Source organism: Bacteroidota bacterium (assembly GCA_008933805.1).
Classification (GTDB): Bacteria; Bacteroidota; Bacteroidia; order UBA8524; family UBA8524; genus SB11.
The window spans coordinates 1-22864 of the sequence record WBUH01000018.1; the positions used below are offsets into that span (position 1 = coordinate 1).

Below are 22864 nucleotides of genomic sequence, written 5' to 3' on the forward strand. Positions count from 1 at the left end.
ACTTAATACATTATATTTAAACAACAAACGAGCTTGCTGAAGCACTTCGGAAAAAATCAGTTCTGATAAACATAATTCTATGCATTAGTGCTATGCAAACGGTTTCGTTAATCACAAACATGTTTGTTCAGCCTCATAACACTTCTCGTTATTTTTTAATTTTGCTATCAATTTACGCTTCCGGTTTTTTGGCCTATCAACCGGCAAGAAGAGGGTATATTTACCTTAGCTCATTAGTTTATGTGGTTTTTCTGTTGCTTCTAATTTTTGGGTCTTCGTGGACGGGTGGCGGTATGCGTGCACACGGAATGATAATACTACCTGTTGTGGTAATGGTTGCCGGATTAACATTGGGTCGCAAAGCAGTATGGTTTTTCGGGATAACCTCCACATTGGGCGGTTTGGGCTTAGTGTTTGCTGAATATTATTCACTGTTGCCGCTTACAGAACCTATTGGCAAAACACCGATGATTTACTGGATATTTAACACCATCAATGTAATCCTGATTTGTTTTTTACAGTATTTGGCCGTTAAGGAATTGGTGAAGGCACTAAATGAAGCTAAAACAGAACTTGAACTTCGTAAAAAATCGGAAGAGCAATTGCGCCTTAAAAATGAACAACTTACCGAAATTGCCTTTCTGCAATCGCACATAGTAAGAAAACCCATTGCAAACATACTTGGGGTAGTTAATTTAATTAACAAAGACAACCCGCAAGACCCTGACAATATAGAACTGATTTTACAGCTTGATTTTGTTGTGAGCGAGTTAGACGCAGCGGTTTGCGAGATAGTAAAAAATACATCAACGTTAACACAAGAACATATTTTTAGCAATGAAAAAGAAAGCTATTTCCGTGGCACATTTCGTTGATTTATTGGAAGTTTTGAAGCTTCGCTTCGATAAAAACATGAATAGACATAAAGGGCTTTCATGGGCGAATATCCACGCAAAATTGGAGGCTAATGTAGAGAAGTTGTGGTCGTTGAATGAAATGGAAATCAGCGGTGGAGAACCCGACGTGGTAGATTATGTTAAACAGACCAACGAGTACATTTTTATGGATTGCTCGGCCGAAAGTCCCAAGGGACGTAGAAGTATTTGCTACGATCATGAAGCGTTAAACGCACGTAAGGAGCACAAGCCCGGCAACAGTGCTATAAACATGGCCGCCGAAATGGGTATAGAAGTACTTACCGAAGAACAATACAAACAATTGCAGCAGTTGGGCAAGTTTGATTTAAAAACATCCAGCTGGGTACAAACTCCGGCTGCAATCCGTAAACTTGGCGGAGCAATTTTTTGCGATTGCAGATACAACCATGTTTTTACGTATCACAACGGTGCCGAATCGTATTACGCAGCCCGTGGATTTCGTGGAATGCTAAAAGTGTAAATCTCTACACGTACAGTTTAAAATTTTCAATATTCCGCATCAACTTCAAGTTCGCTTCCAAATATTGAAGTATATGTCGTTATACTTTAATGCCACTTATCAAACGATTTTCCGTTAAATTTATAAACGCCACCTTCAGCCATCCCAAAAAGTAAGTTTTTGTTTTGGTCTTCGTAAATGCACCAAATCATTTGCGAGTTTAATTTTCTGTCAATACTATAGTTTGTTAGTGTTTTGCCGTCATATTTCCATGCTCCAGAATCTCTATCTCCAAACCAAATATTTCCTTGACTATCTTCCATAATGGCAAAAACAGCTTGTAGTACTGTGTTTTTAACAAACTGCTTACTTTGAGCGTTCGCTTTAAACTCATCCATTGGAATTAGTTTCCCTTGTTCTTTCGAGAAGTGAGTTATAGAATCTCCTTTTTTAAGTAGTACCCCAATTCCGTTGTTTCCTATCCAAAGTCGACCTTTTGAATCTGCTAATACGCTTCTTATGTGTAAAACCTCATCGTCTTTAAGTTTCAGATTTTTATTGTCTAGCACATTTATCATTTTACCATCGTAATTAAACAATGCTGAATAAGTTGCAATCCAAACTTTACCGTCTTTATCTTTTGAGATACCCGTAACACCATAAGATTTATCAGGACTAGGAATTTTAGGTTTTGGGAAAATTAGATAGTTCATATTCATTCCGTCAAAACGGTTTATTCCATCTTCTGCACTTGCATAAAACCATAAATCCCCATTGGTTTTATTCCAATCAAATACTGGCTCGTTGGTTATTGTCGTATAATTAGTAAACTTTCCCTTGTCGTACACGCTTACGCCTTTTGCCGTTCCAAACCAAATTTTCCCATTCTTGTCTTCTTGAATTGAACGGATTTGATTGTCGGATAAACCTTCATTGGTTGTAAAGTATTCAAAAGATTTCCCATTGTAAAAGCTTACGCCTTCATTATGACTGCCAAGCCAATAATTGCCTTTGCTGTCTTGAAAGATAGCACGTATTCCCGAAGTAAATTTCAAGGTGTCGGTTTTTGAAGTCGTTGCCGATTCTAGCTTGTTTGTTTCTTTTGCTGTTGACTTCTTTTCAAAACATGAAAAGTTCAGTGTCAATATGAGTAGTAAGAAAATCAATTTTATTCTTTTGTTCATTTCGGGTTTTGTAATATGGCGCACAACACATGTATGTGTGCGATAAAATTAAGCAAATATTTCAAGCATAGGTTGGCTTTGTATGTGCGGCTGTATTTATATTCTATAATTTATATTATGTTAAATAGTTGTTTCAAATAAAAAGGGCACGAAGCCCTTTTCAATATATTTAGGATTACTCTCCTGTTCTTAGTTTACGGAACTCTTCTGAACGCTCTTTGTTACCCAGCTGTGAGTAAGTTTGTTGCAAAGCAAGCAATACGCCTTGGTCGGTACTTTGAACTTCATAAGCTTTAAGCAATTGCTCAAGAGCTTTTTCGTAACCGGCTTTCATGGCGTCTTCCAACTTTTTAGATTCTTCGTTTGCACCGGGTGTGTTCAAATCCAAGTAGTTGTATTTGTCAACTAGCACTTTGTTTTTGTTAAAGTGCAATACACCAAGGTTAAACAACGCATCAAAATAGTTAGGATCAATCAACAAAGCTTCGTTAAAGTCTTTCTCTGCCAAGTCAAATTGAGCCATTGCTAGTGTATAGATGCTATCCCTTGTTTTAATAAAGGCATCCATTTCAGTTTGATACTTCTTCTTATCGGCAGGCGTTTTAGATAAACGTAATTTACGCCGTGAAGCACTGGCAGAATCAGAAAAAGCAGGACCACCCTCCATAATTTTAGAAGCCATATCGCTAACAATGGTACCCCTGTAGTAGCGGTACAAAATGTTGTTAGGCTCTGCTTCTATCACTTCTGATAGTTTTTCAACCAATATGTTGGTTTTACCCAATTGTGAGTAAATAGCAATCTCTTGGTTAAAAAGGTCTTTGTTATCGGGTATTTTCTTACGGCCTTTGTCAACAATAGCCAACGCACCGGTGGTATCTCCGTCTTCCATCATCATACTTGACATTTGAAGGTATGCATTGGCACTAAGGTACTTAGGATCATCAATCATCATGTTCAAAAACTTCTTAGCTTGTACCTTGTCATTCATTTTAATAGCAAGGTTTGCACAGTATTGAACGATATCGTTTTTGGCTTGTTGCAATGTTTTGGCTACACCTCCTTCAGCATCGGTATCATAAGCTTTAAGCAATAGCTCATAATATTCAAGTGCTTTGTTAAAATTGCTTTCTTGATAGTGTGCGTATGCCCTGTAATATGCAGAAACACTGGCTTGACGAAGCCCTTTAAGGGCATCTTCAGTGTATTTTTGTTTTTTCTCTAATTTATCGGCTTCAACACTGCTGATATAGCTTTGAAGTGAAACAGAAGCTGCTTCTGGAGCCAAATGGGTATATAAAGAATCTACCGAAATGTTGTAATAAACATCCCCTCTCACTTTCCACATCCATGGACTGTTTGCTGTTTTGGGGTTTGAAGCTGCCACGTCAATATCTTCTTTCGCGGTTTCAAGGTTACCGTTAGTTAAAGATATTTCTGCATCTGTAATTTTATAATTCTGAGCAAAAGCCCCTACTGATATCAGCGCGGTAACAAGTGTTAGAACTACTCTTTTTTTCATCATAAATTATTAGTGTGTGTTGAAACTATATCAAAAAACTGCCCGCAATATACTATTCGGGGGTATTTTCAGTGTTATCTGTATTATCGGTTGGTGTACTATTTTCTCCGTTCATTCCTTCTTCGCCGTTCAATTCTTCTTCGTCCTCATCCCTTTCTACTTTGGCTATCGAAGCAATTTCGTCTTTATCACTCATCTTAATCAACCTCACCCCTTGTGTGGCGCGGCCCATTACCCTTAAATCTGCAACGTGCATACGAATTGCCATGCCCGATTTTAGAATAATCATTAAGTCGTTTTCATCAGTAACGTCTTTTATACCGATAAGGTTGCCTGTTTTTTCAGTGATGTTAAGAGTTTTTACACCCTTTCCCCCCCTTCCTGTAATACGGTAATCCTCTAAGTCGGTACGTTTTCCGTAACCTTTTTCAGATACCACCATTATTGTAGTGTCTGTATTAGTAGGATTTACACTTATCATGCCAATCACTTCATCGTTGGCGTTCTCAAGTTTCACACCGGTAACACCGCTGGCAGTACGACCCATAGGGCGCACAAGACTCTCGTTGAAACGGATTGCCTTACCGCTGTGTTTAGCCATAATTATCTCTGATTTACCATCAGTCAACAGGGCTTCAAGCAGTATATCTCCTTCTCTAACGGTAATAGCGTTAATACCGTTTTGGCGTGGGCGTGAATATGCCTCAAGGGTGGTTTTTTTGATAATACCTTTTTGGGTGCACATGATGATGAAGTTGTTTTGCAAATACTCTTCATCTTTCAGGTTCTCTACCGTTATAAAGGCTTTTACCTTATCATCGGGTTCAATGTTAATAAGGTTTTGTATTGCACGGCCTTTTGCAGCACGGCCTGCTTCGGGTATTTCATACACTTTCAGCCAGTAGCACTTACCTTTTTCGGTGAAGAACAACATATAGTTGTGCGTAGTTGCTACAAACAAATGCTCAATGAAATCCTCGTCGCGGTTGGCAGCGCCTTTATTACCGCGCCCTCCCCTGTTTTGTACCCTAAACTCAGTAAGCACTGTACGTTTAATGTAACCCATGTGGCTAATGGTTAGTACCACCTGCTCATTAGGTATCATATCTTCAATGCTTATATCATCAGATGCGGGTACAATATCTGTACGGCGTTCATCGCCATACTTATCGCGCATTTCAGTCAATTCATCTTTAATGATTTGCATACGCAAACCTTCATCGGCCAATATGCTGTTTAAATAATCAATCAACTTCATTATTTCAGCATATTCTTCGCGTATTTTATCACGCTCAAGACCTGTCAAACGTTGCAAACGCATATCCAAAATGGCACGCGATTGTATTTCGCTCAACTGGAATTTTTCCATCAATCCCTCACGGGCTTCATCGGGCGTTTTAGAACCGCGAATCAACGCAATTACCTCGTCCAAGTGGTCAAGAGCAATCAACAAGCCTTCTAAAATATGGGCACGTTTTCTTGCTTCATCCAACTCATACTGAGTACGACGAACAACTACCTCGTGGCGGTGTTCAACGTAATGCTTAATAAGGTCTTTCAGGTTCAGCAACATCGGGCGACCTTTTACAAGGGCAATGTTGTTTACGCTAAATGAGCTTTGAAGTTGTGTGTATTTATAAAGTTGGTTTAGGATGATATTAGGAATAGCATCTTTTTTTAAGTCAAAAACGATGCGCAAACCGTCACGGTCACTCTCATCCCTTACATCCGATATGCCTTCTATTACCTTTTCATTTACCAAATCCACCGCTTTTACAATAAGCTGGTTGGGTTGGGTCATAAAAGGTATTTCTGTAATTACAATCTGGTCTTTACCGGTTCTGGTAGTATCAAAGTGGGCTTTACCACGGATAACAATACGTCCGCGACCTGTTTCAAAGGCATCTTTAATACCGTTCATACCATATATAGTACCCCCGGTTGGAAAATCGGGACCTTTAATATGGGTCATCAGTTCGCTTATCTCAATGTCGCGGTTATCTATGTAAGCTATAGTAGCATTAATAGCCTCAGTAAGGTTGTGAGGAGCCATGTTTGTGGCCATACCTACTGCAATACCGCTTGCACCGTTCACCAAAAGGTTAGGGATTTTAGCGGGCATCACTGATGGCTCTTCCAAAGAGTCGTCAAAGTTGGGAGTAAAGTCAACGGTATTTTTATCAATATCCGTCATCATTTCCTCTGCCAGTTTTCTCAAACGCGCTTCGGTATAACGCATTGCTGCCGGTGGGTCACCGTCAATAGAACCAAAGTTACCCTGTCCGTCAACCAACATATAGCGCATGCTCCAAGGCTGGGCCATACGCACCATTGCATCGTAAACGCTACCGTCTCCGTGCGGGTGATACTTACCCAATACCTCTCCTACTATACGTGCTGATTTTTTATACGGACGGCCACTACCTAAGCCAAGCTCGGTCATACCGTACAATACCCTGCGGTGTACGGGCTTTAAACCGTCGCGCACATCAGGTAGTGCGCGTGAAACAATTACCGACATCGAATAATCGATGTATGCGGTCTTCATTTCATCTTCAATGTTAATGGGGATTATTTTTTCTCCCAACTCGTCGTTCAGGTTGTTCTCCTCTGCCATAATACTTTAACGAAGCCGCTAAAATAGTTCATTTTACCTTTTGTTAACGCAAAAGAATGCCCACAAGTGATGTGGAAAACACTAACACTGCAAGAATGGGTTGTATTGGTGCTAAAGATTGCCTGCTTAAGTGGTTGCTGTACAATTTTACAGGAGTGTTGCCCGCACTTAAAAAAGTGGTAGTTTTGCGCAAAATCATCATACTATATTATATATATGAAAAATATTACCGTAATAGGTTCGGGCACAATGGGCAATGGTATTGCACACGTTTTTGCCCAAAACAACTTTAATGTATCACTTGTAGATGTTAACGAAGCTGCATTGCAACGTGCAACTGCAACTATAGGCAAGAATCTTGACAGGCAGGTTGCCAAAGGCTTGATAACTGAAGAACAAAAAGCTGCAACATTAGCCAATATAACCACGCATACCCAACTTTCATCAGGTGCAGCCAATGCTGATTTGGTAGTTGAGGCTGCTTCTGAAAACTTTGATATCAAAACGTCAATCTTTAAAGAGCTAGATAAAGTAGCCCCTGCAAATGCTATTCTTGCCAGCAATACATCTTCAATTTCAATTACCCGTATAGCAGCCGTTACCACCCGCCCCGGTAAAGTAATCGGTATGCACTTTATGAATCCGGTACCTGTGATGAAGCTTGTTGAAGTAATAGCAGGTTACGATACTGAAAAAGAAGTTACCAATACCATTATGTCTCTATCAAAAGAGATTGGTAAAATACCTACGTTGGTAAACGACTATCCCGGGTTTATTGCAAACCGTATTTTGATGCCGATGATAAACGAGGCTATCTATTCATTATATGAAGGTGTTGCAGGGGTTGAAGAGATAGACACTGTAATGAAACTGGGTATGGCACATCCAATGGGACCATTGCAGTTGGCTGATTTTATTGGTTTGGATGTTTGCAAAGCAATACTTGAGGTAATGTACGAAGGTTTTGGAAATCCTAAATATGCACCTTGCCCATTGTTGGTGAACATGGTAACAGCTAAGAACCTTGGCGTAAAATCGGGTCGCGGCTTTTATGATTACAGCCACGGAGGTAAAGAGTTGGTCGTAGCACCTCGTTTTGCTGTAAACCAAACACAAACAGCTTAAAACAATACTCTGGTATGATATAAGCCGTCTTGTTAACTCAAGGCGGCTTTTTTGTTTGTATAGCTTCAGTAAACACTCTATACAAGTGCTTTCAATCGCTACTCCCCTATCCGCAATAGTAACTCGTTGATTTATTACTGATTGCAACTTCTCTGCTACATCCAACTCCCACGGATTGTTATAAATATAACTTAAATAAACGAGGTTTTTTTGAATAGAGGTGTCTTTAACTTTCTTTTTTTGTTGTTTAGAATGATTTTGTATTTAGTATTATATACATTGTTAATCAATGAATTATGTTTTTATAAAAAATAAATGTCATTTTATTGTATGTATTGTTAATTTTTTTTGTAATTTGGCTGTAGAAAAAGGAAAGAGAGTTTAATATCCCATCAATCCTACCTTAAGCCTATAGCCGCTCCAATTACTCCGGGAGCGGCTTGTTTTTTGTATATCAGTCAGTTACGATTTAATCCTTTCATCCCCTACGGTTAATTCTATAGTCAGTGATGCTTGCTTTGTTACATTGTAAAAAATTGTAGAGGCTGGCAAAGTTTAGAGGCATTTAGTACTGTTTTTACAACATAAAAAACATGATTTTCATCAATTATGATGTGTTTTTTTCTATTTTAAGCAGAGGTTAACGCACGTGAAATGCCCGTAGTTATTGTAACAAAGGTTATAAACCTCGTATTTATTGGGCATGAGAACATAACCCCTTGTGAACAGCGGCGTTTAGAGTATCTTAAAAAGAATTGAGCTTGCTGCTATTTTATGATGCCTTCGGCACGAAGTATTGCCAGGCTGATTTCAATTCGTGAATGAACAAGATTGTCTTTGCTAAACTCAATGTTGTTGGCAAAAAAGTAGGGCTTTCCGTCTTTCTCTACCCAGCCTACATACCATCCGGTGCTGTTTTCTACCCGCAACCCCCAACCGGTTTTTGCGCGCATTGTATAAGGAACGTTTTGTACCAACATCACTTCTTTAACCGTGTTCATTGTTTTGCTACTAAACGGCAAAGCATTGTTATACAATCGTTCTAAAAAAGCAATTTGTTCATAGGGGCTGATTTCTAGTCCTTTTTCTAACCAAAAATCATCAATATTCGGGGTTGTTACCTTGTTGCCATAGCCTACAGTGTCAAGCCAATGTTGCATACGGGTCTGCCCTGCTCTTCGGGCCAACTCTTGGTAACAGGGCACACACGAAACCCTAAAGGCTTCTTTCAAGTTCATGTCTTTGTTCCAGTTTTCATTCCCTCGCTTTTCACCGTCCCACTTAATAATTTCATTTGTATCTTTTATCACACCGGTTTCCAGTGCTACCAGTGAGTTGAAAATCTTAAAGGTTGATGCCGGTGTGTATCTTGTCGCGGCTCTCTCCGGGTTAAAAACCCTAACGGTACTATCAGTTGGGCTGTACAACACAAAACAACCTTGTATGCCTATACTGTCGTAAAACTTCTTCCACGAGTCAACAATTACCGTATCAATAGTTTTTGATGCAACCGGGGTTTGGTTTTGTATACCAGAGTTGGGTTTACAGGCTGCAAATAGTAGTGCCGAAACAAATAGTAAACAGTAAGGTTTCATACTATAAATATAGTTCACGGGAGTATTTGATTTAAAAAAACTAAAAATTTTTCTTGACTCTAACGTTACGTGGTGGTCTAAGTTTGTGATTGAATTACGGCAACACAATGGAACGGTACTCGGTTAAACAACTTTCAAAAATGGCAGGGGTAAGTGTGCGCACGCTTCACCACTACGATGAATTGGGACTTCTTACGCCCAAAGAACGTACCGACGCGGGGTACAGGGTTTACGGGCAAAAAGAGTTGATACGGTTGCAACAGATACTCTTTTATAAGGAGCTTGATTTTCCGTTGCGGGATGTAAAGGAGTTATTAGACGATCCAACGTTTGATTACCTGACGGCATTGCAAGGCCACCGCAAAGCTATTATGGAACGAAAGACCCGACTGGACATTTTGTTGACCACCATTGACAAAACCATTTTAACATTAAAAGGAGAACAAACTATGAGGACAAATGAGGAGCTATATGCAGGCTTTACCAAAGAACAGGCTGAAAGTATGAGATTGGAGGCTATGGATAAATACGGGAAAGAAACCGTTGAGACCTCGGAAAATAACCTGCGTAAATTGAGTAAAGAGCAGTTGAAAGCACTAAAAGCGGAAGGCGAAGAGATTGCATTGTCAATTGCAAAGTTGATGCACCTTACCCCCAATGAAGATGCCGTGCAACAGCAAATAGACCGACACTACGAACACATTTTGCAAATGTGGGGCGGAGCTGTTGCTAAAGAAAACATACCACAAGCATATAAAGGTCTTGCCGCATTGTATGTTGAAGATAGCAGGTTTTACGCAGGGATTGCCGAGGGTTTTAACCAATTCTTAAGTGATGCAATCAGTTACTATGCTGATACCAGACTTGCATAAATAGCAATAAAAAAGCCCGCTTTTGCGGGCTTTTTAAATCTCTTTTACACCAAATATAATTAAGCTGTTTGCAGCTTTAATGCAGGTACGTATTGTTTAGCAAGTGCATATCCGCCAAACAAAACACCGTTGTAAATCAAATCAGAATAGAGCCCGTTAGTAGCAAACGATACAGGACCGGGTAAAATTTGGTTAGCAGCAAAAGGCAAAGCCGCAGTGTAGCTGGCTATTAAGCCGCTGAAATCATCGGCATACAAACCGTAAGCGTCAGCAGCCCAGCTGCCAAAGTTAGTAACGATGAAAAACAATACTGAACTTGCTACCGATGCAAGCAATACGTTGCCTACAGCAGGTTTCTTAATCATAGTGCCCATCCATACGATAATTGCCATTGATACATATACAAACAGCATGGTGGGGTGAAAACCTAAAAATAAGTCGCTGATAATCATGGTAGCCACAGGCACCAAAAACGCCCATTTTTTATCTTTGATATAAACACCCGAGAATAAAGCGGCTGCCAACACAGGAGTAAAATTAGGCCAATGTGGTATTAAGCGGCCAAGTACGCCGGCTACTACAAGTGCTATTACAACAGTAAGGTTCTTTTTCATAAGTATAGAATACGATTGCAAAATAAACCATTTGCGGGCAAAGGTGCAAATGGCAATACAAATAGGCTGTTCATTTTTGTTTACGTTACCATCTGTCGATTAAGATTGTACCCTCTACCTTCTTTTTTCTTAACATTGCAATTGTTCATTCTCACCAATTTAGTATTACATCCGTCTACCTATTATATGAAAACCACCCAAAAAGCCTTTTTGCTTTTACTGTCCGTTTTTAGCGCAACACTAGCCATTGCCCAGCCAAAACGGGTTACCGATTCGTTATCGCTAAAAGTTAATAGGGTTTCGCCCCTGCACAACGATTATACAACCTACGGTTTTCAGCAGGCGGTTACGGGTAAAGGGGTAATTGTGGGTATTGTTGATGTGGGTTTTCAGCTAAATCATCCCGCGTTTTTAGATAAAATGGGTACTAAAAACCGTGTTGTTCGTTTTTGGGATCAAACAATAAGTTTGGGCACACCGCCACAGGGCTATTCATACGGAACTTTATATACCGATGTTACCAAAATAGATTATAAAAACTACGATGGCACCCACGGCACCCATGTGGCAGGTATTGCGGCTGGTTCTGGTTACGGCACGCCCAACTACAACCAAGCTGGCAATGCTCCCGATGCAGAGTTGGTATTTGTACAGATTAAGTATAGTAACGACACCATCCCTTCAGGAGCAAGGGGAGATTATTTAGTAGCTAACCCTGCTATTATTGATGCTTTTGAATACATTTTTAAGTATGCAGATTCGGTTGGAAAACCTGCGGTGATTAACCTTAGTTGGGGAATGCACACGGGTCCGCACGACGGAACTTCGTTGTTTGACCAAGCTGTTGATGGGTTGATAGGCAAAGGCAAAGTAATTGTGGGTGCAGCCGGTAACGAAAGAGGTCGCAATATGCACTTTGGACATACTTTTACAGGCGATACTGTATCTGCTTGGATAGGTGAAGCCATTAAACGCGATGCAACCTACGAAAGTATTTACGCTGATTTTTGGGCGAATGCCGGCAGCGAGTTTTCAATTCAATTAAACCTGTTTGATACCTTGGGTAACTTATTAGGCTATTTACCCTTTGTGAGCAGCAGTTCTAATAGCTATTCAGAAGCAATGTTTACAAACGGAACCGATACATTGTCAGCAATTTTTGAATGTATCGCTGCATCACCGTTAAACGGAAAATCAAACATACTTGTTAAAGCATACAACAACCACCCTAATACTAATTATGTGGTAGCTCGTTTCACTTCGGCCAATGCAGTTTTACACGGTTGGAATTCAGGAGGGGTTGATAGGTGGACTTCAGGAGAGTTTGATAGTATGGTTAGAGGCTACCAACCATTCTCAAACATGAAAATGGGTGATAATGATTATATAGTAGGTGAAAACGGAGGAACTGCAAAAGGAATTATTAGTGTGGGGGCGTATGCTACCTCGTTTATATGGACGGATGCCTGGGCCAATATTCACTCTACCTATGCCCTGCCCGGTTATTTGGCAAACTTTTCAAGTCAAGGCCCTACTGTAGATGGCCGCATAAAGCCTGATGTGGTTGCACCCGGTATTATGATTTCATCAGCGCTAAACCGCTATGCGTTTGATACCACCAGCAGCACTTACATTAGCATTATTGGCAACGATACTAACTATTACGGTGGTATGGGGGGCACTTCAATGGCCGCACCACAGGTTGCCGGTATTGTAGCACTAATGCTGCAAATAAACCCATCACTTACTAACGAACAAATACGAACCATTTTGCACAATACGGCAGCAAGTGATACCGCCACCGGAACTACCCCTAACAATGTTTACGGCTGGGGCAAAGTAGATGCATTGTCGGCTTTACAAGCGGTGAAAGGGACTACATCAACAGGTAAAGTTTTAGCAAGCAATGGGGTATTGGTGTACCCTAATCCTACAAAAAACAAGTTTTACATTGATTTTAAAAACACTGATAATCAAATAGTTAATTGCGAAATAACAACTATTGAAGGTAGAAAGATTTTTGAAAAGCGTACTACAGATACGCAATTACAAATTGATGCGGAAGGATGGGCTACAGGTGTATATTTGCTGAAAATTGAAAGCCTGCAAGGCACCACTACCCTTAAAATTTGTAAGAATTGATGAAAGTTGATATTCTGGCCTTTGCCGCACACCCTGATGATGTTGAGCTCGCCTGTTCGGGCACGGTTGCAAAACACGTAGCAATGGGCAAAAAAGTTGCAATAGTTGATCTTACTAAAGGAGAGTTAGGCACGCGAGGAACCCCTGAAGGAAGGCTGCAAGAGGCTGCTGAATCAGCAAAAATACTGGGAGTTGTTGCCCGTGAAAATTTGGGCATGAAGGACGGCTTTTTTGCCAACGATGGCGAACATCAATTAAAGATTGTAGAGATGTTGCGCAAATACCGCCCTGATATTGTTTTGTGCAATGCTGTGAGCGACCGTCATACCGACCATGGACGCGGCGGGGACTTGGTGGTTTCGTCGTGTTTTATCTCAGGGTTGGCAAAAATTGAAACCGTTAATAATGGCGAAAAGCAAGCCCCTTGGAGACCTAAAACAGTATTACGCTACATACAAGACTTTTTATATAAACCGGATGTAGTGGTGGACATTACCCCGTATTACGAAACCAAAGTAGCTTCGATAAAAGCATTTAAGACACAGTTTTTCGATCCCGAATCTACTGAACCTCAAACACCAATTTCTGTCCCTCATTTTCTGGATTCAATTGAAGGCCGTTGCTTAGATATGGGCAGGTTTATAGGCGTGCGATATGCCGAAGGCTTTACGGTAACCAAACCTTTGGGAGTTGAGGATATTACTAGTCTATACTAAAACTGTACTTCAGGTTTATCTTAAAAATTAAGACGCTGAAATTAATGAATACAGGGTATTAACTAATACTCCAAGGCTAAAGATAAAACAGTATAAAACACTTAGCAGCAGTGTTTTTAAAGAGGTGTAGAACCAATTTTGTTTGTAAACCCGTTTAACGGCAATAAACACATACACTACTAATATCAACAAAAACAGTATGGCCATGAATGTGCTTTCTTCCAAACCGAAGATAATGCTCACCAATATCATAAATGTAAACGATAAGAATACAAAAGCGTGTATGTTTAGTGAAAAGGTAATATGATCAACCAGGTAAATTTTCTTTCGCAGGTATAGCAATTTTAAGATTAAGGCTACAATAGGAACAAGAACAAAAACTAATTGCGGCAGATTATTATTAAACTGTTTATTGACGCTTTTTTCTAATGCTGTAGGATCATTCTGCATTTTTTCTATCGCCTTTATTGCCTTGGTATTATACCAGCGTTTAATTGCACCGTCTCTTTTGTCTTCGGGAAGAGAGTTTTGAACACTATCATACTTATGAATAGTTGTAATGGAATCGGTTGTGATGGCTAATAGTTTATGTTCAGCCTTAGCCTCTTTGGAAGCACTGTCAGTGTTTGATGAGCTACTAACAGCAACAATTTCAGCTTCTTGCGTAGACTCTATACTAAAGAGTATCAGAAAGAAGATAAAACTCAGGAAAAAATAAGTTTTAGCAGGTGTTAGGTATTGAGTGCGTTTCCCGCTGTTATGTTCATTTACTAAGAAACCCGGCTTGATAATAAGCGGGATAAATGTTTTAAAGAACTTAGAATCGTAAAAAGTAAATGCATTTAAGAACTCTAACAGTGCAGTGCCAATCGGAATTTTTTGTTCAATATTTTCCTGACCGCACTCTTGACAAAACCTACCGAATAAAGATGCGTTGCAATTAAGACACACTTTTTCTTCACGTTCTTTAAGTCGACTGTGGTTGTGGTTAGTTTCTGACATTTAACGCAATATCAAACACAAATAGCAAAATTCAATGCGCGGTTACAAAATATTTTTCTCTTGTTTCGATAGCTTTTTGTAGCCGAATATTACAAGGGTTGCAATTCCCCAAAAAGTAATAAGCATTCCCATCATATTAGTAATGTTTGCATTAACTGCACCACTGGTAAATGCAATATCAATGGTTGAGTGAAAAATAGCACAAGCCAACAGCCTGCCTTTTGTAGAGTTATATAACCACGACAACAGGACGCTACCTGTAAACAAACTAAGCACCCAACCTATAATTCCGGCCATGCCCATTTCGGTATAACCGGGACGGTATAAAAATGCCGGCCAATGCCAAACAGCCCAAAACAATGTAAGTATGGTGGCAGAAACAAGGGCGTTGTATTTTTGCTGAAACCTTGGCAGGGCGAAACCCCTCCATCCTATTTCTTCTCCAAAACCAAAAAACAAAAGATTATAGGCTAAAAAAGTAAAGAGGTTCAGTTCAGGAAACTCTTTGTTTTTACCTACTTGAGAAAAATCAACCAGATTACCTGTTTGCAAATAGTCGATACCTGCTGCTAGGCAAAACAATACAAACGGGGCAAACAAGGCTACTATTATATAAGGCCATTTTTGGACTGAAAACATTCTGTTTACCAGTTCCTTAACGCCTTGTTGTTTGTTAAAGTAATACGTACATATAAATGCTGCTAAAAGAGGCCCTAAGCCGCCAATACCGTGATGGTAAGGCAAAACGGGTAAACCCGTTATTCCGAATGCCGGCAAATAAAGTGGCAGCCAAATTATCCATGATAGCAAATAAGCGAGTGCAAAAAATAAAGGAAGTTGTTTCATTAGTATTGAGTTAATGTTTGGCGTTCCATCGTTTGTAAGCTCTTCTAAACACCGAAGAATCCGTATAGCCTACCATGTAGGCCACCTCGTTCACAGTATATTTACGGGTATCTATTAATCGTTGTGCAAGTTCTTTACGGTGTCCTTCAGCAATTTTCAAAAACCCGGTACCCTCGGCCTGCAATTTCCGTTGCAATGTGCGTGGTGATACATTCATATAAGCCGAAACCTCTTCAAGTGTTGGCAGTTGATTATAAAACTGGCCTGTTATGGTTTTTTGTACCAAGTGGGTAAAACTGGGGCTGTTTTGAGCCTTTTCAAGTGCTTCGTCAGCAAGGTTTATGAGCAATTGCTGTAAATCATGGTTATAACTTAAGACAGGCCATTTCGCTATTGCAGCATCAAAAACTATTTTGTTTTGAGATTGTAAAAACCGCACAGGGGCAGCCAGTAAACGTTCGTATGTTGCTGCCTCGTCTTTCTGCGCAGTCAATTCAATCCATAATGGCTTCATTGATTTACCGGTTAACAAACGGCAAACGTTTAAGCCACCCGCCACTGCTTGGTCGGCAGCTTGTCGCGCAGTATCAGGGTAATGCTCTGTCCAATAAGGTATCGGGTTCAGGTAAATGATAAAATACTCTTGAGTAAGTTCGGTGCGGTATTCAAACATCTCAGTAAATACCGTAGTGTATTGGCACAAATGATTAAAGGCGTCTATCAAAGTACGGTCGGTTTGCATTAAGTGCCCCACCATGCCCACTACACTGGTAGTGGTTTCAATACCTATTTTCAGCCCCAAAAGCGTATCTCCCGATTCTGCCACTGCCACCTGCCATACTTTTTGGGCTTGTTCAAAATCAATAATAGCGGTAGCATCGTCAAGCAAAGCTTTATCAATATCTGCTTGCTCACAAATGGTGTTTATGGCGGCACCGAATCGTGCCGAACCATAAATAATATCACGTATCACACTGGTACTAACCCACATGTATGCTGGCGTAAATGGTTTGTTTTTTGGCGTAATTTACCACAAGCCGCCTGTTTTTGCCACGGTAGTTTTGCTAAATAATTATAAACATTATGAAAGCGATAAAAATTTCAGCTACCGTTTTTTTGGCATTAATGGGATTGGCTTTTGCCAAGGTGGGGATTGAAGCCCTTACCAATCCCCAAGCAGTATTAGCTAATGTAGGGATTGAATTGAATAATAGCAGCGCACTTAGCTCAATGCGTGCTGTGTATGGTGGTATGCACCTTGTTTTTGGGTTGTTTTGTTTTTGGGGAGCCTATAAAATGAGGCGTGAAGCATTGGGACTAGTTACTTTGTACACCATTGGCTTTGTGGTAGGCCGTTTATCAGGCGTTGTGGCCGATGGTGCTCCTAATGCTTTTGTATCACAATGGTTGGTTACAGAAAGTATTAGCCTTGCTATTGCAGCCTTTTTACTGTTTAAACTAAGAAAACAAGAATAAATATGTAGTTGTTGGTTAGCGGTTTGGGGTATTCCCCGGCCGCTAACTGTTTTCGTTGATTATTACTTGCAAACGCCTTGCATCGCCTACCATCCAAACAATATCACCTTCTTTAAACACAAAATGCGATTCGGGGTTTAAGCTTCTCAAGCCATCACGCTCCACTCCTACTACCAAACCCTTGGTAAGTTCGCGGATGCCTGAATCACGAATAGTTTGACCTATCAACTCCGACTCTTTACTGATTAGTACCTGTTTTAGCGTAATTTGCTGTTTAGCTGCTAAAAAGTCATTAATGATACCGTCTTTAGGCTCAATGGCGGCTTTAAAATCCTGTAACTGTTCATCCGTACCTATTACAGAAATATGATCGTTGGGATATAGTTTTTCATCACGACTAGGCGCTACTATTATAAACACGTCGCGCTCAATTTTTGCAATATTTACCCCAAAACGTTCCCGCAACGAAAGTTCTTGCAAGCTTTTACCCACACCCTCATACCCTGCCGGAATCACAAAATCAGCAAGGTGAGTGTCCCACGGGGCAAGTGCGGGTTTATTACGTTCGCGTTCGTTCAGGTTGTTTAAAAACCGTAACTCTATCTTACCGTAAAAGGCTTCTATCTTTTTTGACATTAATAATAATACTATCACAATAATGGCTCCCGCAACCAGCGCAGTAGTGGGCGAAAACAACCTATCCAGCAAAAAACCGATAAAGAACACCGATAGCGCTATCCTGAATAGTTGCAAAACGACCAATGGCCCTTTGTTTTGTATCCATACACGTGCGTATGCCTCATGTAGAGTGCGGCGCAATGATAATGCCCATAAAAATGGCGCAAGAACTAATAACGTAAGGGCAGCTGTTATTGCCATTCCCCATTTATAGCCTTCAAAAATTACAACTACGTATTGTATAGATAGTAATATGATAGTGGTAATAACCACTGAAAATATTATAATGTTTAAGATTGAGGCTCTAAGTATTTTTCGCCAATCGCTTACAGCAGTTACTGTTCGGGTTTGGGCACCGTATTTCTCAAGACTGTCTTTCCAACGTTTAGGCAGTAGTTTTTCAAAAAACTCATACACCGGTGAAGACAGCTTTATCATGTAGGGTGTAGTAAAGGCAGTGATAACAGAGACGGCTACTGCAACAGGGTATAAAAAACCGCTGGTTACTTTTAGCGAAACACCCAAGGTGGCTATAATAAATGAGAACTCGCCGATTTGCGACAAGCTCATGCCTGCTTGCAACGATGTTTTTAGCGGCTGACCGGTAATAAGTGCCCCAATGCTTACAAACAAAGGTTTACCAATAATTAACACTAAAGTGGCTGCCGCAATGGGTAATGCATATTGCACTAATATTTGAGGGTCGATAAGCATACCTACTGACACAAAGAACACTGCCCCGAACAAGTCTTTTACGGGTTTCACCAAATGTTCAATCTTTTCTGCATGAACCGTTTCGGCTAAGATAGAACCCATGATAAATGCGCCCAATGCTGATGAAAAGCCTACTGCGGTAGCTAATACCACCATCAACAAACACAAGGCTAATGATACAATCAGCATGGTTTCATCGTTCATCAGTCTTTTGGCTTTTTTAAGGAATGTGGGTATAAAGAAGATACCTGCCAAAAACCAAATGGTTAGAAAAAATACCAGTTTTACTAATGAGGCCACCATTTCACCGCCTGCAAAAGTTTGGCTGATAGCTACGGTAGAGAGTATTACCATAAGCACTACAGCCACCAAATCTTCAACCACTAATACACCAAGTACGATACCTGTAAAGTTTTGACTTTTTACACCCAACTCGTCAAAAGCTCTGATAATGATAGTAGTGGAAGCTATGGCCAGTATCCCGCCTAAAAACAAACTGTCCATGCCGCTCCATCCTAATAAGTTGCCCAGCAAATATCCCATCAGCATAGTAGCCCCTACCTCAATAAAGGCGGTAATAGCTGAAACCCCTCCTACTTTAATCAGTTTTTTAAAACTAAACTCAAGGCCAAGGCTAAACAATAAGAACACAACACCGATATCGGCCCATGTTCTAATGTTGTCAATTTCAATTACAGTTGGGAAAAGCGAGAAGTTGGGACCTATTAAAAACCCCGCAATAATGTACCCAAGAACCAGCGGTTGTTTAAGTCGTTTAAAGATAAGACTTATTGCACCGGCTGCTCCCAGTATAAGGGCAAGATCGGTTATTAAGTTTGGCAGATGTAGCATGAACTACCTGCAATATACCAAAAACGGTAATGTTTCCCCTGCCCTGTTTATTAACAATCAGTTGTAAGCCGCGCTTTAATTATTGATAATTAATAGTTTACTTAAGTATAATGTGTATGTTAAAACCGGCTTAAACCTAAAAAACCTCACTTATAACCATAAAAAAGGGCGGCAATGTGCCGCCCTAATTAGAAAAAGGAAAAACAGTAGAGAGTTTATTTTACAATAAGTGTTACCGTTTTATTTTGTTGTTGGCCAAGTACTTTCACACTGTACATGCCGGCAGCCATGTTTGTGCTGCTAATATCAACAGGCAGTTTATTGATACCTTTTGATAGCGTGTGTTTGTTGCTGTAATACAATTTGCCAAGCAAGTCATAAATTTCAATTGTAGCATCGCCTGTTACGTCGCTATCAATTTGCAGTGTTACTTCTTTAGAGCCTGCTGCAGTTGGATTAGGCATAATTAACATAGCATCATCGGCAGTTTTGTCTTCTTTAGGTGCAACACGGGCATTACTACCGCCGCCTATTACAGGTGCAAAACATAGCGGTTGATCCTTCATGTTAAAATGGAAGGCAGTAATGTTCATATTAGGGTTAAGATTAATAATCGGGTTCACAGGCATTTGAGGCATTGGAGGCAAACCGCCAAGTTGAAGAGGATTAAAGAAAGCCTCGTTACAGCCTGATATACCATTATAATAAGCCCTAATCATGTACATATCTGCTCCGCCAAAAACTGCGAAACTGTTGTTTGTAGAACCAAAGATTGATAAACCGTCAAAATTTGGAGGAGGAGGGCCGCAAGGCACCAAATTGCGTTGGTCTAAATTATTACCAAAATCATCACCGCCTCCGCCGTATATAAATTCGCCACCGGGTACACCGTTACCCCATGGATCCATTTTCACCACCATTACGTCGGCATTACCAAAAATGCTATTGCGTGCATTACCTACCGCATAGTATTCATACTGGCAAGCAGAGTTAAGGCGCTCCATAACATCGTAGCAATAGTTGTCATTTCCGGGGGCAAAACTTACATCAAAAATATTTAAGAACAGCGGCCCAATAAGCGGATCCATACGAGTAATCAAGAAATCATAATTACCGTTTATATTGGTATAACCACCCAAAATAAAGCCCGGAGGCCATATACCTGCTTGAGCAGTTTTAATACTTCTCCACTCTTCGTTTGAGTTAGGGAAACCGGTAATAATTACAGGGTGTGGTGCTGGAAAGCCATTGTTGGCATCAATATGAAATAAAAAGGCATCGTCATCACCATTCACTGTATTTATTTTACCCACAATAGCTGCTCCCGGAGGGCCAAAAACAGGAATTAAGTTTTCAGCAATATCACGTCCGTAGGCATGCACAGCTGGAGGTAAAATATCATAAATCTGTCCCCATACCATTGCTCCTGTACATTCATTAAACCTGATAGCAAATACTTTTGAGTTTCCTCCAGGGTCTAAGCATGAACCTGTTACAAACCAATCGCCGGGGAAATTAATCGACCTTTCGATTCCTTGTACGTCAGTGATAATGAAGCCTGAACCAGCAATAGGGGTAAAGGTAAATATAGCCCCTACACCACCGCCCGGTGCTAAATGCATAAAAAACACACCGTTTTCAGGAATAGAAGGGTGATTGCTAAAACCGCCTACAATACCCAATCTACCTGCGCAGGTTTGCAGCTCTAAGGGTTGCGGAAATCCAATGGTATTTAACATTACACCGGTTCCGGGGTCGGTAAGCACATAGTTTTCATTAAAGAACGGACCACCCGGAACATTACCGTTAATATCGGTATAGGTTGCAGGAATGGATCTTACCGGCAAACACGACAGTGTTAAGCCTGTCATAAACTGACCGATGGGCATGGGGCCGGTTGTATTAACACCGGTTAATCCGTACTCATCATTGTTTAGGCCGTAAACGTGTTGGAAGTACTGTGCTTTGGCAGTTAACCCTGTTAACACCAATGCAATTAAGATTAGTTTTTTCATTGATTGATAGAATTGATTGATAGTGGTTTGAAAAGCAATTGCTATACAATGTTAAGAAAAGTAAAACAAAACCAAAAGAATATCTGCTGTTTTTTTAATTGATTTTCAAACGCTTATACAAAATAATAATCAACGGTCATCAATATACTATTGGGTAGTATTCAGCGCTATTAATGGCTTATTTTTGGGTTAAGCAATCGTTTGGCAGTAACTCCTGTTAAAAAATTGACGGCTGTTTGGCACTTAGCCACAACAAGCCATATCTTAGCCGAAATTTAAGATTAGACAACGTGTACCCTAATTTATATTTTCTCGTAAAAGACTGGTTTGGGATAGAAATACCCCTTTTCAAAATCATTCAAATGTTCGGGCTTTTCATGGCCTTCTCATTTCTTGCGGCTTACTGGGTAATGACCAAAGAACTGAAACGACTGGAAGCAAACGGAACTTTACGCTCATTTACCCGCAAAGTATGGGTAGATAAAGCCCCCGGAACCTACGATTATGCAATGAATTTTATTTTTTACTTCATTGCCGGTTTTAAGATTGTTGAGGGTATTTTTTCATTCGACCGATTAACCTCAAACCCTCAGGCGTTTTTACTGTCTACCGAGGGTAATTTATTGGGTGGTTTGGCTGCCGGAGCGTTGGGCGCCTATTTTGTGTACCGCGAGGGACAGAAAATGAAAGGCAAAACTGCCCGCCAAGTTGAAGAGACTCTTCTACCCCATCAAATGATGGGTAATATTACGTTTGTGGCCGCCATCACAGGTTTACCGGGTGCAAAACTGTTTCACATCTTTGAAAACATGAGCGAGTTTTACGCCGACCCTATGGGCGCGATACTCTCTTTTAGCGGCCTTACTTACTACGGAAGTTTGATAACCGGTGCCATTGGCGTTTTGTGGTACGTACGCAGGTTTGATATTCACTGGAGACACATGATTGATGCGGGTGGCGCGGCTATGATGCTAGCCTATGCAATGGGCAGAATGGGCTGCCATGTATCAGGCGACGGCGATTGGGGTATTGTAAACAAAGCCCCAAAACCGGGTTGGATGAGTGCTTTACCCGATTGGCTGTGGGCATATAACTATCCTAACAACGTAAACCGTGAGTGCAACCCCTACCCTAATTTGGATAACAGCATGGGGCAGGTATGTGATTTTAGTAATACTCCTTACTTGATAGACCCTGTATACCCAACACCTTTGTATGAAGTAGCCATGGGCTTAGTATTGTTTGGTATTATTTGGGCCTTACGTAAACGTTTGAAAGCGCCCGGACTCATCTTTTGTTTGTACATGGTGTTTGCAGGTATAGAGCGTTTTACAATTGAGCAGATACGTGTGAACAACGTTATTGATTTTATGGGCATGCAAGCCACTCAAGCCGAATTTATTTCTATCGGAATGATAATTATCGGTATAGGTGCTGCGTTTTATTTCATAAAAACTCCTGTGAAGCCAAAAACTGCTGGCACACAAATTGAATAGGTGTAATACACAGGCCAATAC

General features: G+C 40.5%; 18 protein-coding genes. 8 read left to right on the plus strand and 10 right to left on the minus strand.

The window, feature by feature from the left end; all coding sequences use genetic code 11:
• Positions 1-188 precede the first annotated feature (188 nt).
• Together F9K23_15470 and F9K23_15475 are read left to right on the plus strand one after the other, a co-directional pair.
• On the plus strand, positions 189-875 hold the full coding sequence (locus F9K23_15470) for a hypothetical protein (GenBank protein ID KAB2913867.1): 687 nt from the start codon (positions 189-191) through the stop codon (positions 873-875).
• Positions 838-1398 carry a DUF4256 domain-containing protein gene (locus F9K23_15475; protein ID KAB2913868.1) on the plus strand — a complete coding sequence of 187 codons (561 nt, stop codon included), beginning with the start codon at positions 838-840 and terminating at the stop codon, positions 1396-1398. Before F9K23_15470 ends, F9K23_15475 begins: the two co-directional genes overlap by 38 nt.
• A gap of 86 nt (positions 1399-1484) precedes the next feature.
• On the opposite strand, the gene F9K23_15480 is transcribed toward F9K23_15475, so the two are convergent.
• The 3 genes from F9K23_15480 to gyrA form a co-directional block, all read right to left on the minus strand.
• A complete protein-coding gene (locus F9K23_15480; GenBank protein ID KAB2913869.1) occupies positions 1485-2561 on the minus strand; it encodes a diguanylate cyclase in 1077 nt (358 codons plus the stop codon).
• Between the two features lie 175 nt (positions 2562-2736).
• Positions 2737-4086, minus strand: a complete 1350-nt coding sequence (locus F9K23_15485) for a hypothetical protein (protein KAB2913870.1) — start codon at positions 4084-4086, stop codon at positions 2737-2739.
• Between the two features lie 49 nt (positions 4087-4135).
• Entirely contained in the window at positions 4136-6700 is a 2565-nt protein-coding gene (gene gyrA / locus F9K23_15490) for a DNA gyrase subunit A (protein KAB2913871.1), read from the minus strand.
• Between the two features lie 216 nt (positions 6701-6916).
• On the opposite strand from gyrA, the gene F9K23_15495 reads away from it, so the two are divergent.
• Positions 6917-7825 (plus strand): 3-hydroxybutyryl-CoA dehydrogenase, encoded by a 909-nt coding sequence (locus F9K23_15495; GenBank protein KAB2913872.1) that lies wholly within the window; start codon positions 6917-6919, stop codon positions 7823-7825.
• Between the two features lie 767 nt (positions 7826-8592).
• Here F9K23_15495 and blaOXA read toward each other — a convergent pair.
• Positions 8593-9420, minus strand: a complete 828-nt coding sequence (gene blaOXA / locus F9K23_15500) for a class D beta-lactamase (GenBank protein KAB2913873.1) — start codon at positions 9418-9420, stop codon at positions 8593-8595.
• Positions 9421-9527: 107 nt separating this feature from the next.
• Between blaOXA and F9K23_15505 the strand changes: the two genes are divergently transcribed.
• Positions 9528-10292, plus strand: a complete 765-nt coding sequence (locus F9K23_15505) for a MerR family transcriptional regulator (GenBank protein ID KAB2913874.1) — start codon at positions 9528-9530, stop codon at positions 10290-10292.
• A 59-nt stretch (positions 10293-10351) separates the two neighbouring features.
• Here the strand turns inward: F9K23_15505 and F9K23_15510 are convergent, their stop codons facing one another.
• Positions 10352-10906 (minus strand): hypothetical protein, encoded by a 555-nt coding sequence (locus tag F9K23_15510; protein ID KAB2913875.1) that lies wholly within the window; start codon positions 10904-10906, stop codon positions 10352-10354.
• Between the two features lie 186 nt (positions 10907-11092).
• Here F9K23_15510 and F9K23_15515 point away from each other — a divergent pair, with 186 nt between their 5' ends.
• Positions 11093-13048, plus strand: coding sequence for a S8 family serine peptidase (locus F9K23_15515; protein ID KAB2913876.1), 1956 nt, complete (start codon positions 11093-11095; stop codon positions 13046-13048).
• Positions 13048-13764 (plus strand): bacillithiol biosynthesis deacetylase BshB1, encoded by a 717-nt coding sequence (gene bshB1, locus F9K23_15520; GenBank protein ID KAB2913877.1) that lies wholly within the window; start codon positions 13048-13050, stop codon positions 13762-13764. The genes F9K23_15515 and bshB1 overlap by 1 nt, the downstream gene beginning before the upstream one ends.
• A 27-nt stretch (positions 13765-13791) precedes the next feature.
• On the opposite strand, the gene F9K23_15525 is transcribed toward bshB1, so the two are convergent.
• The 3 genes from F9K23_15525 to F9K23_15535 are packed head-to-tail and all read right to left on the minus strand — an operon-like array spanning position 13792 to position 16603.
• Positions 13792-14766 carry a DUF3667 domain-containing protein gene (locus tag F9K23_15525; GenBank protein KAB2913878.1) on the minus strand — a complete coding sequence of 325 codons (975 nt, stop codon included), beginning with the start codon at positions 14764-14766 and terminating at the stop codon, positions 13792-13794.
• 42 nt (positions 14767-14808) lie between these two features.
• A complete protein-coding gene (locus tag F9K23_15530; protein KAB2913879.1) occupies positions 14809-15612 on the minus strand; it encodes a CPBP family intramembrane metalloprotease in 804 nt (267 codons plus the stop codon).
• A 10-nt stretch (positions 15613-15622) separates the two neighbouring features.
• Positions 15623-16603, minus strand: a complete 981-nt coding sequence (locus F9K23_15535) for an AraC family transcriptional regulator (protein KAB2913880.1) — start codon at positions 16601-16603, stop codon at positions 15623-15625.
• 92 nt (positions 16604-16695) lie between these two features.
• Here F9K23_15535 and F9K23_15540 point away from each other — a divergent pair, with 92 nt between their 5' ends.
• Complete coding sequence (locus tag F9K23_15540; GenBank protein ID KAB2913881.1) at positions 16696-17088, plus strand: DUF4345 domain-containing protein; 393 nt, start codon at positions 16696-16698, stop codon at positions 17086-17088.
• A gap of 42 nt (positions 17089-17130) precedes the next feature.
• On the opposite strand, the gene F9K23_15545 is transcribed toward F9K23_15540, so the two are convergent.
• Together F9K23_15545 and F9K23_15550 are read right to left on the minus strand one after the other, a co-directional pair.
• On the minus strand, positions 17131-19332 hold the full coding sequence (locus F9K23_15545) for a sodium:proton antiporter (GenBank protein ID KAB2913882.1): 2202 nt from the start codon (positions 19330-19332) through the stop codon (positions 17131-17133).
• 215 nt (positions 19333-19547) lie between these two features.
• Positions 19548-21347: a T9SS type A sorting domain-containing protein gene (locus F9K23_15550; protein ID KAB2913883.1), complete on the minus strand. Its 1800-nt coding sequence runs from the start codon at positions 21345-21347 to the stop codon at positions 19548-19550.
• Positions 21348-21709: 362 nt separating this feature from the next.
• On the opposite strand from F9K23_15550, the gene F9K23_15555 reads away from it, so the two are divergent.
• Positions 21710-22843: a diacylglyceryl transferase gene (locus F9K23_15555; GenBank protein ID KAB2913884.1), complete on the plus strand. Its 1134-nt coding sequence runs from the start codon at positions 21710-21712 to the stop codon at positions 22841-22843.
• Positions 22844-22864 lie beyond the last annotated feature (21 nt).

Excerpts from the sequence above, each read along its gene's own strand:
- F9K23_15475 (KAB2913868.1), top strand. The coding sequence starts at position 838 with ATGAAAAAGAAAGCTATTTCCGTGGCACATTTCGTTGATTTATTGGAA.
- F9K23_15480 (KAB2913869.1), bottom strand. The coding sequence starts at position 2,561 with ATGAACAAAAGAATAAAATTGATTTTCTTACTACTCATATTGACACTG.
- F9K23_15485 (KAB2913870.1), bottom strand. The coding sequence starts at position 4,086 with ATGATGAAAAAAAGAGTAGTTCTAACACTTGTTACCGCGCTGATATCA.
- gyrA (KAB2913871.1), bottom strand. The coding sequence starts at position 6,700 with ATGGCAGAGGAGAACAACCTGAACGACGAGTTGGGAGAAAAAATAATC.
- F9K23_15495 (KAB2913872.1), top strand. The coding sequence starts at position 6,917 with ATGAAAAATATTACCGTAATAGGTTCGGGCACAATGGGCAATGGTATT.
- blaOXA (KAB2913873.1), bottom strand. The coding sequence starts at position 9,420 with ATGAAACCTTACTGTTTACTATTTGTTTCGGCACTACTATTTGCAGCC.
- F9K23_15505 (KAB2913874.1), top strand. The coding sequence starts at position 9,528 with ATGGAACGGTACTCGGTTAAACAACTTTCAAAAATGGCAGGGGTAAGT.
- F9K23_15510 (KAB2913875.1), bottom strand. The coding sequence starts at position 10,906 with ATGAAAAAGAACCTTACTGTTGTAATAGCACTTGTAGTAGCCGGCGTA.
- F9K23_15515 (KAB2913876.1), top strand. The coding sequence starts at position 11,093 with ATGAAAACCACCCAAAAAGCCTTTTTGCTTTTACTGTCCGTTTTTAGC.
- bshB1 (KAB2913877.1), top strand. The coding sequence starts at position 13,048 with ATGAAAGTTGATATTCTGGCCTTTGCCGCACACCCTGATGATGTTGAG.
- F9K23_15525 (KAB2913878.1), bottom strand. The coding sequence starts at position 14,766 with ATGTCAGAAACTAACCACAACCACAGTCGACTTAAAGAACGTGAAGAA.
- F9K23_15530 (KAB2913879.1), bottom strand. The coding sequence starts at position 15,612 with ATGAAACAACTTCCTTTATTTTTTGCACTCGCTTATTTGCTATCATGG.
- F9K23_15535 (KAB2913880.1), bottom strand. The coding sequence starts at position 16,603 with ATGTGGGTTAGTACCAGTGTGATACGTGATATTATTTATGGTTCGGCA.
- F9K23_15540 (KAB2913881.1), top strand. The coding sequence starts at position 16,696 with ATGAAAGCGATAAAAATTTCAGCTACCGTTTTTTTGGCATTAATGGGA.
- F9K23_15545 (KAB2913882.1), bottom strand. The coding sequence starts at position 19,332 with ATGCTACATCTGCCAAACTTAATAACCGATCTTGCCCTTATACTGGGA.
- F9K23_15550 (KAB2913883.1), bottom strand. The coding sequence starts at position 21,347 with ATGAAAAAACTAATCTTAATTGCATTGGTGTTAACAGGGTTAACTGCC.
- F9K23_15555 (KAB2913884.1), top strand. The coding sequence starts at position 21,710 with ATGTTCGGGCTTTTCATGGCCTTCTCATTTCTTGCGGCTTACTGGGTA.